This window comes from Haliscomenobacter sp., from assembly GCF_033763495.1.
Taxonomy (GTDB): domain Bacteria; phylum Bacteroidota; class Bacteroidia; order Chitinophagales; family Saprospiraceae; genus Haliscomenobacter.
Genome location: NZ_JANRKL010000162.1, coordinates 26256 through 38376, shown reverse-complemented (window position 1 = coordinate 38376; position 12121 = coordinate 26256). Strand labels below are relative to the sequence as shown.

Sequence of the window (12121 nt, the reverse complement as noted above, 5' to 3'; positions counted from 1 at the left end):
GGAGGTCGAGTATGATTAAAATTTGAATCTCAGGCATTTAGTGGTCATTCAGTGCGTCTCTGAGTACTCTTAGCCACCGAAGGTGGCCTAAACTCTGCGAAACTCTGTGTTTACTCCGCGAAACTCTGCGGTAAAAAATGTTGTGAATGAACGGCTTTTTGTAGAAAAACACAATAATTCATTGATATTCAATGCAAATAAATCAAAACTCACGTTTAGATTGACGAAGCCTACCTCAAACGTTTCATCAATATCCTGGTAAAAAGCTATTTTGAGGGGTACAAACAAAATTCATTAGCCCTTTAAATCTTCAGGATGAAAAAGTTTATCCTTTACTGCCTGCTCCTTGGAGCTGCCCAATTTGTTTTTGCTCAAAAAACCATCATCAACGTCGACCTCAACAAAGAGATTGGGGAGATGCACCCTTTTTGGGCCTGGTTTGGTGCCGACGAGCCCAACTACGCCTACATGCGCGACGGGAAAAAACTCCTCAGTGAACTCAGCGCGATGAGCCCAGTGCCCGTTTATTTTCGCGCCCACAACCTGCTCACTTCCGGGCACGATACAATGAACCTCAAATGGGGCTCCACCAACGTCTACACCGAAGATGCCAATGGCAAACCCATCTACGATTTTACCATCCTGGACAAAATTTTTGATGCCTACCTCCAACGGGGCATCAAACCGATGGCGCAATTCAGCTTTATGCCCGAAGCCCTGTCCACCAACCCTCAACCTTATGAGCACCACTGGCAGCCAGGCATGCCTTACGATAAGGTATATACTGGCTGGGCTTACCCACCGAAAGACTACAAAAAATGGGCCGATCTGGTTTACACCTGGGTCAAACACGCGGTAGAACGTTACGGCAAAGCGGAGGTGGAAAGCTGGTACTGGGAACTTTGGAACGAACCCAACATCGGCTATTGGAAAGGCACGGTAGAGGAATATTGCAAGTTGTACGATTACACCGCCGATGCCGCCAAAAGAGCCTTGCCGACCATCCGCATGGGTGGCCCCGAAACAACCGGGCCGAGCTGGAACAAGGCGGCTGATTTTTTAAAAACCTTCCTCACCCATTGTATTTCGGGCAAAAACTACGCGACTGGGAAAATTGGGGCTCCCCTTGATTTCATCACCTTTCACGCCAAAGGTGCGCCCAAAATTGTGGATGGACACGTACAAATGAACATGGGCACCCAGTTGCGCGACATCTCGGAAGGTTTTCGCATTGTGGCCTCCTACCCTACCCTCAAAAGTTTGCCGATCATCATTGGGGAGTCCGACCCGGAAGGTTGTGCAGCCTGTGGCATGAAAACCAATCCATCGAATGCCTACCGCAATGGCACCATGTATTCCAGTTATACTGCTGCCTCTTTTGCCCGCAAATACGCACTGGCAGATCATTTCAAAGTGAATCTGAGAGGGGCAGTGAGTTGGTCTTTTGAATTTGAAAACCAGCCCTATTTCTACGGTTTCCGCGATTTGGCCACCAATGGCATCGACAAACCTGTACTGAACGTCTTCCGCATGTTCGCCCTGATGAAAGGCAAACGGGTGGAGGTCAATGGCAATCAAAACTACAGCTACACCGCCATTCGGGATTCCAGCGTACGTGGCCCCAAAGCCGATATCGATGGCATTGCCAGCAAAGATTTGCGCTCGGTAGCGGTGATGCTTTGGCATTACCACGATGATGATGTAAAAACGGGCAAGGCGAGCATTGAACTCAGCCTGAAGGGCTTTACTGCCAAAACGCTCAACCTGCACCATTACCGCATTGATGATGAAAACAGCAACTCCTATGAGGTGTGGAAAAAAATGGGCTCGCCGGAAAATCCTACTGCGGAGCAAATCGCAATTTTGGAAAAAGCTGGTCAATTGACCCTATTGGGTTCGCCCGCTTATGTAAAAACGAACAACGGAGCTATAAAAATGGAGATTGAATTGCCGCGCCAGGGCGTTTCGTTGTTGAAATTTGACTGGTAAAATGTTGTTGCTATCCTGGATTTGGTCGTTGATCTCCTATTCATTGGGACTGATCAAAAAAACTTACTTTTGGTATAGTTCAGCTTAAAATCAGGTCTATGAGAACTTTATTGTTGTTTCTGATAGGTAGTCTTGGCGTATTAAATGCTCAGGATTCGCACAAAAACGATACTTCCATTGAACTCCAGGCAAGTACACCTTGCGATGAGGTGATGAAATCCATGCTCCAGATCAAAGAAAGTGGAGTCATTGATTTTATCCGTTGGAATTTGGTTTTGACACCAAATAATTCCTTTGAATTGAGCATCAAATATGGTAAAAGCAAGCCCAATACGTTGGGGTTTGTGATCGAATACCATCAGGAGGTCAAAGGGACATTTAGCACTCAAAAAAGCACTACCCCAAAAGGAGACATCTACCAATTGAGTGCTGCGAATTCCGACCTTCGACTTTCGCTGCTCAAACTCAATGAAAACCTCTTTCACTTACTCGGCCCCGAACAACAACTGATGGTGGGCAATGGTGGCTGGAGTTATTCTTTGAACCGTAAAAGTCCGACTCGTCAAAAGGCGGCATTTCCTACTTTGGCCACGGCTACCCTCACCAAAGCAACGCCTTACGTGGCGGTTTATGATGGGAGAACACCTTGTACCGAATTGGCCAATGAATACGCCATTCCAGTAAGCAACGAATGCATCAAATTGAAATGGAGGTTTACGCTTTACCGCGATTCCGTGACCTTGAAATCGACGACTTATACCGCGATCAGAATTTTCCGCCGGGCTCAGCCAATCACGGGCACCTGGTCGATTGAACAAAAAGGAGAAACTGTGATTTATCAGCTCCATCCAGATGACAAAAAGGATGAGGCCTTGCAATTTTTGGTGGGAGATGACAATGTTCTGTTCTTTCTGGATAAGCAGCAGCGGCTGATGGTGGGGGATGAGAATTTTAGTTTTGCGTTGAATCGAAAATTGAAGTGAGGGGAAAATAAACTTATGCAGCAGCAAAGCCTGTATATGGTCTAGTTACTTACTCCTATTACGCAAGTTTGATTCAGATAAGGTGCAACTAAAGTGTATAGCTTTAGTCTATTTAATCTCAGGTTTTTAAACCGCAGAGTTTCGCAGAGTGCACGCAGAGTTTTACGGAGTTTTTAAGTTAGGCCATCTGCGATGGCAAAGAGTACCCAGAGGCCGCATTGAACAGCAGCTGGTACGAAAAATCAAATTTCAGTAGTATCCGAACGCTCGCCACCGCAGGTGGCAAACTCCTTAAAACTAAAAGGAACTCTGTGAAACTCTGCGTGCACTCTGCGAAACTCTGCGGTTTAAACCTTCGTAATGTGAGTTACTTAGTCGCCTCCACAATTGTAATGAACTCTTCAGCCTTCAGTGAAGCACCGCCTACCAGGCCGCCATCCACGTCAGGTTGAGCAAAAAGTACGGCTGCGTTGCCTCCATTCACACTACCTCCATACAGGATGGTTGTAGCATCTGCGGCTGCGGCGCCATATTTGCTGGCCAACAAGGCACGAATCGCCGCGTGCATGTCCTGAGCTTGTTCAGGAGAAGCGGTACGCCCGGTGCCGATGGCCCAGATGGGTTCGTAAGCGATTACTACCTTGGCAAAATCTTCGGCACTCAGGTGGAACAAGCCAGCTTTGATTTGTGCTTCCACGTGGGCGATATGGGTGCCCGCATCGCGAATATCCAGACTTTCACCACAGCAAAAGATGGGCAACAAACCACCTGCCAATACCTTATCTACTTTTTTGGCCAGCAGTTCGTCCGACTCCGCAAAATATTCGCGGCGCTCTGAGTGCCCCAAGATGACGTAGCCCACGCCTACTGATTTCAGCATGTCCACTGAAATTTCGCCGGTGTAAGCACCCTTGTCCTCCTGGTGGCAGTTTTGGGCACCAGTGTACAAATTGCTGACACCATTGATCAGGTCCTGTACCATGGCCAAGTGAATAAAAGGGGTACAAAGCACCACCTTCGTATCGGAAGGTTTCAGGCGCGCTACAATTTCTGTTGCCAGCTCACGGCCTTCGCCGTAATTTTTGTTCATCTTCCAGTTGCCAGCAACGATTTGTTGACGTGTTTTCATGTTTATTTTATTTATCCGAGGGCAGCCGCAAGGGCTGCCCCTACAGGGCTTTGCGCTTTTCCTTGCCCATTTCCGCATACTTCACATTGGCTTCGATGCGGTGGCCGGGGCGTGACCATTTGATTTCTTCGGCGATTGCCACCTCTTCCTCCACGATTTCAGGAACAAAACCATCGGCAAAGGGGCGTTTGGGCAACAAACCCAGGGCATTGAACATGTCCATGTCCTCGTAAGCGTCTGGATTTGGGGTGGTGAGCAGTTTTTCGCCAGCAAAAATGGAGCCAGCTCCAGCCATAAAGCACAAGGCCTGACCTTCTTGGCTCATTTCGGTCCGACCTGCTGACAAACGCACTGTAGTTTGAGGCATTACGATCCGGGTAGTGGCCACCATCCGAATGATGTCCCACATCGGGATCGGCTCGATGTCTTCCATTGGGGTGCCTTCTACTGCAACTAAGGCATTGACTGGTACTGACTCGGGAATAGGATTGAGCTGAGAGAGGGTCAACAACATCTTGCAGCGGTCCTCAACCGATTCCCCCATGCCAATGATGCCGCCTGAACAAACCGAGAGGTTGGCTTTGCGTACATTGGAGAGGGTTTTGAGGCGATCGTCGTAGCTGCGGGTAGAAATGATGTCGTCGTAATATTCTTCGGAGGTATCGAGGTTGTGGTTGTAGGCGTACAGCCCTGCATTGGCGAGGCGTTTGGCCTGGTGCTCGTTGAGCATGCCCAGGGTACAACACACTTCCATGTCCAGGCCCCGTACGGTTTTGACCAATTCAATGACGTGGTCAAAATCGGCATCGTCCTTGACAGAGCGCCAGGCGGCCCCCATGCACAAGCGGGAAGCACCAATCGCCTGGGCTTGCAGTGCTGCCGAACGAACGGAATCCACGGTCATCATGGGCTCGTTTCCAACACCGGTATGGTAGCGGGCGGCCTGTGGGCAATAGCCACAATCCTCGGGGCAACCTCCGGTTTTTACAGAAACCAATGTGCTGATCTGCACTTCGCGTGGGTTGTGGTATTGGCGGTGTACGGTTGCCGCCTGAAAAACCAGTTCCAACAAAGGAGTATGATATACTTCCAGGATCTCTTCTAAAGTCCAGTGTTTTTGCGTTTCAGCCATGTTTGAGTTTTTAAGTCGACAATTTTATGCCAGTTACCATACAATCCGGTCTTTTGCTAGGAGGATATGAATTGCCACGTGTTTTAGCGCGTGGATCAGGATTGCCTATTTTGATCGGGCTTTAGCCCAAGCCTTGATTTTCAAGCCAGGGCTAAAGCCCAATTCTAGGGTATTCCGATGCCCCCAGGCTGATGAAGTTTTTTGAAATAACCGTTCTCAAACTCTAGGCTCAAAGCGCATGAGTTGCCTCCAGCTTTAGCTGGTGGATAGGCAATGCACTTTAGTTTTGGGCTTTAGCCCCATGAGCAAAATTGAGTTTTGGGCTAAAGCCCATTCAAGTTCTGGCAATTGATCCACCAGCTAAAGCTGGAGGCAATTCAATCGATAGAGCCTAAGAACGATTATTTCAAAAAACTTCATAAGCCTAGGGCTATTCATGTCCTCCGAGCAAAATGTCCAGTGTATGCTCAATTACTTATTCCCTTTACGCAGCAAAATGCTGACCGAATTCCCACCAAACCCCTGGGCATTGACCATTATGGTTTTGGGTGCCGGGACTTCCGTGGAAGCGTCGGCAAGATAGGGAATTCCAATAAATTGACCGTGGATTAACATCAATAGGGCAAATTCCAGGCTCAAGCCTCCCGAAGCGCCGAGAGTATGGCCTATTTTCCATTTGTTGTTGGTCACCGCTGGCATATCCTGGCCAAACACCGCTTGAATGGCGTGCATTTCCGTAGCATCCCCTTGTTTGGTCCCTGGCGCATGGGTGACCACTACATCCACTTTGGGGCAACCCGCCTCTTCCCAGGCCATACGCATGGCACGTTGTAGGCCGTCTGCATTTTTGGTGACGTTGGTGGGCGTCCCGCCCCATTCGGTCGTGAAGCCAATGCCTTCGATCCAGGCTATCGCTTCAGCAGGGTCTTTTTCCATACAAAAACAGGCCGCGCCTTCCCCTAAGGCCATTGTGTTGGCCGTTTTTTCCAAGTCCAGAGAACGCACCGGATAATCGTAATCATCCACTCCGGCCATGATGCGCAAGGCCTTCATTTGGGCGATGGTGAAGGGCGTAAGCGGTGCCTCGGTGCCACCAGCCAGATACTTTTGTACCCGCCCGCTTTCCAACCAGGTCACCCCGCTAAGAATAGCATGGAGGGCAGTGCTGCACGTAACCGAATGCTCGGCTACCATGTCTCCACTGCGCAAGTGGTAGCCAATCCAGGAGGAAAGATTACCCAAAGTAGTCAAAGGAGAGGTCATGGGCGAAAGGCCACCTTCGATCCCACCTTCCCATTGCTGGTGGTAATGCTCCCAGGTATTGGTAGCGCCCCGCGAGGAGCCAATTTGAATGCCCAGACCTGGTCCCGCTTGCCAACCTGCTCTGGATACTGCTTGTTCTGCCGCCGTGATGGCCAGCAGTACCGAGCGATCCACCTGAAAATAGTGTTTATCGCTGGCACACAATTTTATGATCCTTGACTCTGCCGCTACAGGCAAACGCCCCATCCAGTGCCCGTAAGCATCTTGTACGAGATGGTGTCGATCTGTTTGAAGATAGCTGCCCCAAGGATCAAAACCCAAAGCGGAAATACTGCCCCAGCCGGTTATGCCGATTTTACTCACCATTTATGATTTCGGATTACAGATTTCGGATTTCGGAGGTTTTTCAGGCTCAGGCATTTCCGAAATCCGAAATCCCCACTCCGAAATCAAGGGCTTTTTCTATCGCCGCATACACCTGATCCAATTGGACATCGGTGATGCAATAAGGCGGCAGAACGTACACCACATTTCCCAAAGGCCGCAAAATTAAACCATGCTGAAGGAAAAATCGGTACAAATGGTCTCTTAAATTATTAAAATAACCGCTGTTGCTTTCGGTCTTGAATTCGATGGCGAGAATAGTGCCTGTTTGCCGTATGTTCAGCACCTGTTGGTGGCCTTTTATTTTTGCCAAAAACGCAGCCTGGCGTTGCACCAGGCGTTGGATGTTTTGTTGGGTTTCTTCCGACAGTAAAATATCCAAACTCGCCAGGGCCACTGCGCAACCCAATGGGTTTCCGGTGAAAGAATGGCCGTGGTAGAGGGCTTTCATTTTGTCGTCGGAATAAAAAGCCTGATAGATTGCCTCGGTACAAGTGGTCAGTGCCATGGGCAACATTCCACCCGTCAAACCTTTGGAGAGGGCGATAATGTCTGGTTTTTCGGTACAGTGCAAGGTAGCAAATAGTTTTCCCGTCCGGCCAAATCCAGTCATCACTTCATCCGCAACGCACAGTGCACCGTATTTTTTACACAAGGCCATCAATTGGTCCAACACCTCGGGGGCGTACATCAACATCCCAGCTGCCCCCAAAACCAGGGGCTCAAATACAAAAGCGGCTACGTCGCCTTTTTGCAAATGGGCTTCCAGCGCTTGCAGGCAAACGGCTTCCTGACCGGGTACGGGCGTAGGTATACGTTCAACCTGGTACAAAAAATCCTGAAAGGCATCGTAAAAGGACAAATCACCCCCCACCGACATGGTGCCAAAGGTGTCTCCATGGTAAGCCAAATCAAAAGCAATAACTTTTTTGCGGGGGATGCCCTGGTTGTAAAAATACTGGATGGCCATTTTGATGCCAACTTCCACGGCGGTGGAACCATTGTCGGAGAAAAAAACCTTGCTTTGCCCTTCCGGCAGCAAGGGCAACAAACGTTCGGCCAGCTCAATCGCACTTGGGTGGGTGAAACCCGCAAAGATGACGTGTTCGAGTTTGTGGGCTTGCTCGGCCAGTTTTTCGGCCATATAGGGATGGGCGTGGCCGTGGATATTGGTCCACCAGGAGGCTACAGCGTCGATGTAGACCTTGCCCATTTCGTCGTACAATTCGGCGCCTTTGCCCGCCACAATGGCGATGGGGGCATCGGCGGTTTTCATTTGGGTGTAGGGGTGCCAGATGTGGGCACGGTCGCGGGTGATCCAGTTGGGTTGTGGAGGCATTGCAATAACAGTTTGGGTTAGCCCCATACAGGTTCTATATGAGACAGCAAAAATGCGGGGACAAAGTTCATTTTTTTAGGAAGGCAATCAAATTTTTGAAGTCGGGAAATTCATTTTCGAGTTTGGTGGCGTCCAATTGTTTGAGTAATTCGACAGCGTGTTTGATCTCGTGGTACTCCCCTTTTTTGGTTCCTTTGGTAGCTTTTTTGAGGATATCCTTAGGTTCGGGAATTTCGGCAGGCCTTCTTTTGGGGAGTTTTTTGGAAATGTCGGCATTAAAATAGTCGTCTAATATGTCAGGTTGTGAAATGAACCAGGCTTCAACCGCCTGAATCATGTAAAAAATTTGATCCTTGTATTTTTCCAGTTTTTGTGTTTGTAAATCTTTGGTGCGATTTGTTTCGGGTTGATCCAAATCCATCAATAAACCAACTTCCTCCCCTTCGTTTTTGAAATGCAGAAACTTCTTTATTGCCTGGGATTTCCCATTACCAAGGATGATTTTGGGTTTATTCTGGTCCATCTTTTTGGAGAGCAGCTTTTCAAAACCTTGACGAAGGTCTCCATTCGGTGAACTTTGCTCGCCTTCAATGATTAAGGTCTTTTTAGTTGCCATACCGTACTCCTCCAAAGTCGCCTTGTTTCCACATTTGACCAATGGTGTAGTCCTCGTACCATTCGGCGAATTGGTCGGTGGAGAAGGATTTTACGATGGTTCCGTTTTGTTCATCTTTTTCAAAAATCTTTAGATTCTCTACGTCAAAATAATTGAGCAGGTTATCCGAATGGGTTGAAATTATAAACAAACAATCAGAGGAAACCTCTTTTATTGCACTTGCTAAGTTAAATAGCATATCAGGATGCAAACCCAACTCCGGTTCGTCAATGCAAATCAGTCTACCTTTATTGGGATTAAAAATGACTGCTAGCAGGCACAAATATCGCAAGGTTCCATCTGAAATATTGGAAACATGAATTGAGCTGTTGAACCCTCGTTCTTCAAGCATCAGTTCAATATTGCCACCGATAAAATTAAAGTCGAATCCGGAAAAATTGGGGTTAACTTCTTCAAGCATTTCCACAACTTTTCGATACACGTCCTTATGGTTAATTTTAATCGTATTGAGCAGCTGAGTTAAATTCGAGCCATCAGCAGAAAGTCTATTTTCTGAAGTAGGAAGAATTGGCCTTCTAATAGGACTATTGGGAGTTGTATCAAAATAATCATAAATAACAATATCTCGAACTCCTTTTCTAAAAGCATTTGCTGTATTCATCTCTGGATTGTAATCCTTTATTATTAAGTGTCTTAAAGCTAAATTACCAGAATCAAAATTCTCTATTTCATACCACTCTTTGTCAACTCCCTCGCTATTTAGTTGAAAAAACTTGAGCAAACCATCGTTAAACTCAAGGAAATTCAGGCCGTTTGCACTATGAAGACTTTCATTAACAGTATAATTTTTTAATCCAGGGGATTCTACAATAGAAATCGTGTAAACAATATCACTACTTAGAATTTTATGCTCAGAATATTTTTTAAGAATAGAAGCATCTATTGTAAATTCTAAGGAAATTGTTCTCTGACTATTTGAATCCTTTGCTGAGCTAGCCTTGTGAAACATATTATTAAAACCTCCCAAAAAATCCAATATGTATTTTCTGAGCCCCATTCCGACCATTCCTTCCTTCAATAACCGCAGCGCCTTCAAAAAATTCGACTTACCCGAACCATTGATCCCAATCAAAATATTCGTTTCAGGATGCAACTCAATCGTCGTTTTCCCAAAACTATAAAAATTCGTCAGCTCAACTTTTTTGATCATCGCCCTCGATTTTGTAGTGCAAGTTACAAAAATTACCCTGGATTCACAAAGCTTCCCCGCACTACCTCCGCCTCCTGCGCAATCGCCTCAGCCGAAATCTCCCCCATCTCCCCCACTCTCCCCAACACCTTCACCCCACTCAGCGCCTCAATTGCTTGTTCCGAAGCCACATTCTCCGCTCCATTGTACAACAATCCAGCCAGAAGAATCCCTCGCGAACGCAACACTTCCAAACTCAACAAAGTATGATTGATGCTCCCCAAATAATGCCGACTGACCAGGATCACGGGCAAGTTCAGGTGTTGGATCAGGTCCAGCATGGTTTCTTGATGGTTCAAGGGCACCATCAAGCCACCAGCTCCTTCTACGATCAAGGGGCGGGTGGTGTCGGGCAGTTGGAAATCCTGAACTTTGATTTCCACCCCATCAATGGCCGCCGAGGCATGGGGCGAAAGGGGGGTATTCAAACGAAAACGTTCGGGGTGAATGCGGGTATGTGGGTTGCTGACCCAGCGCTGGATTTTCATGGAGTCGGAATTGTCCAGGTCTCCCGATTGGATGGGTTTCCAGTAGTCGGCTTGGAGTGCCTCGGTGAGGATGGCGGATACGATGGTTTTGCCGATTTCGGTGCCGATGCCGGTTACAAAGTATTGGTGTTGCATGGTTGATGAACTTGAAGTTTGCTACGACCTCAATCATCTCAATGGTGCAAAAACACCAAAGCGGCATTTTTTTAGCACAAAGAAAAAAGAGAGGACACAAAGGACACAAAGTTAGACGTTGACGGTTCTTTGTGCTCTTTGTGTGTCTTTGTGCTCTTTGTGAAAATAGGTCGCTTTGGTATTCATTCAAAAATCGAGATGATGAATGAAATAGTCATCACATTATTTCTTGTTGAATGACCTCTAATAATGCTTGGATCTGCTCTTCCGTATTAAAACTGTGCAAACAAATCCGCAGCCGTTCCTGCCCCTTGGGCACTGTCGGGTGCAAAATCGGCCACACCGCAAATCCGTGTTCTTGTAACGTTTTTGCCAGTTCCCGCACCGCCGAATTACCCGGATACACCAGGCTCTGGATGGCACTGCGGCTAGGAATAAACAGTGGACGCAATGAAGCGGGCATTTGTTCGGTAAAAAAGCGGATATTTTTCCGCAAGGCCTTTAATGCAGTGCCCTTTTGCATTTCCTTGTAGGCCGCCTGAACGCTCGCCAAACTATGCCAGGGCAAGGCGGTTGTGTAGATGAATGGTTTGGAAAAATTAATCAAGTAGTCAATCAAATAGCCCGGGCCACAAATGGCTGCACCATGCCCGCCCAAAGCTTTGCCAAAGGTGTAAATCCGGGCCCAAACTCGCTCTGCAAGCCCTAATCCAGTGACCAATCCCCGGCCCTGGTGCCCAAGAATCCCGGTTGCATGAGCTTCATCAACAATCAATACGGCCCCGTATTTTTCGCACAACTCTACTATTTCACGCAAAGGTGCTTCATCACCGTCCATGGAGTAGACACTTTCCACAACTACAAATACTCTCCGCCCGATCAAAATCTTATCCTGATTCAATGCGCCTGTGGCCAATTTCAGTTTTTGCTCCAAATGGCTCAGATCATTGTGTCGAAAGGAAAAATTAGCAGCCAGGCTTAACTTTAGTCCCTCCCGCAAAGAGGCGTGAATCAGCTGATCGTAAATGATAACATCATGTCGATCGGCCATACAGGACAACAAACCTTGATTGGCAGCATAGCCCGAATTGAACAAAAGTGCTTTTCCACTTTGGTGAAAGGAGGCCAGAAAAGATTCGAAAGCTTCCATTTCCTCCCGGTTGCCACTGATCATACGCGACCCGGTTGCACCAAAAGTACTATCTTTATCCAAAGCGGTTTGGATGGCCGTTTTTACCACAGCATTTTGCGCCATTCCAAGGTAGTCATTGCTGTAAAAATCGATCAAATCCAAAGCCCCCGGTAAACGACGCAAGGAATCATCCTGCTCCCGATTGAACAGTTCGGATATCATTTTTTTTGCGATGTGAATTTCGTTTTTCATCTCAAATCTCTTTCTACTGAACAAATCGTT

10 protein-coding genes are annotated in these 12121 nt (G+C 47.5%); 2 read left to right on the top strand and 8 right to left on the bottom strand.

What is annotated here, in order from left to right:
• Positions 1 to 315: 315 nt before the first annotated feature.
• On the top strand, positions 316 to 1989 hold the full coding sequence (locus tag SFV55_RS17225; RefSeq protein ID WP_320030771.1) for a GH39 family glycosyl hydrolase: 1674 nt from the start codon (positions 316 to 318) through the stop codon (positions 1987 to 1989).
• Positions 1990 to 2087: 98 nt separating this feature from the next.
• Positions 2088 to 2972 carry a hypothetical protein gene (locus SFV55_RS17220; RefSeq protein ID WP_320030770.1) on the top strand — a complete coding sequence of 295 codons (885 nt, stop codon included), beginning with the start codon at positions 2088 to 2090 and terminating at the stop codon, positions 2970 to 2972.
• Positions 2973 to 3339: 367 nt separating this feature from the next.
• Here SFV55_RS17220 and tpiA read toward each other — a convergent pair whose 3' ends face one another.
• The 8 genes from tpiA to SFV55_RS17180 form a co-directional block, all read right to left on the bottom strand.
• Positions 3340 to 4101 (bottom strand): triose-phosphate isomerase, encoded by a 762-nt coding sequence (tpiA, locus tag SFV55_RS17215; protein ID WP_320030769.1) that lies wholly within the window; start codon positions 4099 to 4101, stop codon positions 3340 to 3342.
• Between the two features lie 40 nt (positions 4102 to 4141).
• Positions 4142 to 5233: a biotin synthase BioB gene (gene bioB / locus SFV55_RS17210; protein WP_320030768.1), complete on the bottom strand. Its 1092-nt coding sequence runs from the start codon at positions 5231 to 5233 to the stop codon at positions 4142 to 4144.
• Positions 5234 to 5704: 471 nt separating this feature from the next.
• Positions 5705 to 6862, bottom strand: coding sequence for a beta-ketoacyl synthase N-terminal-like domain-containing protein (locus tag SFV55_RS17205; protein ID WP_320030767.1), 1158 nt, complete (start codon positions 6860 to 6862; stop codon positions 5705 to 5707).
• A gap of 46 nt (positions 6863 to 6908) precedes the next feature.
• Positions 6909 to 8219, bottom strand: a complete 1311-nt coding sequence (bioA, locus tag SFV55_RS17200) for an adenosylmethionine--8-amino-7-oxononanoate transaminase (protein WP_320030766.1) — start codon at positions 8217 to 8219, stop codon at positions 6909 to 6911.
• Between the two features lie 67 nt (positions 8220 to 8286).
• The gene (locus tag SFV55_RS17195; RefSeq protein WP_320030765.1) at positions 8287 to 8742 is read right to left on the bottom strand and encodes a DUF4276 family protein; all 456 of its coding nucleotides are present in this window, start codon (positions 8740 to 8742) and stop codon (positions 8287 to 8289) included.
• 82 nt (positions 8743 to 8824) lie between these two features.
• Positions 8825 to 10045 carry an AAA family ATPase gene (locus tag SFV55_RS17190; protein WP_320030764.1) on the bottom strand — a complete coding sequence of 407 codons (1221 nt, stop codon included), beginning with the start codon at positions 10043 to 10045 and terminating at the stop codon, positions 8825 to 8827.
• 32 nt (positions 10046 to 10077) lie between these two features.
• A complete protein-coding gene (bioD, locus tag SFV55_RS17185) occupies positions 10078 to 10707 on the bottom strand; it encodes a dethiobiotin synthase (protein WP_320030763.1) in 630 nt (209 codons plus the stop codon).
• A gap of 217 nt (positions 10708 to 10924) precedes the next feature.
• The gene (locus SFV55_RS17180) at positions 10925 to 12091 is read right to left on the bottom strand and encodes an 8-amino-7-oxononanoate synthase (RefSeq protein WP_320030762.1); all 1167 of its coding nucleotides are present in this window, start codon (positions 12089 to 12091) and stop codon (positions 10925 to 10927) included.
• Between the last annotated feature and the right edge of the window lie 30 nt (positions 12092 to 12121).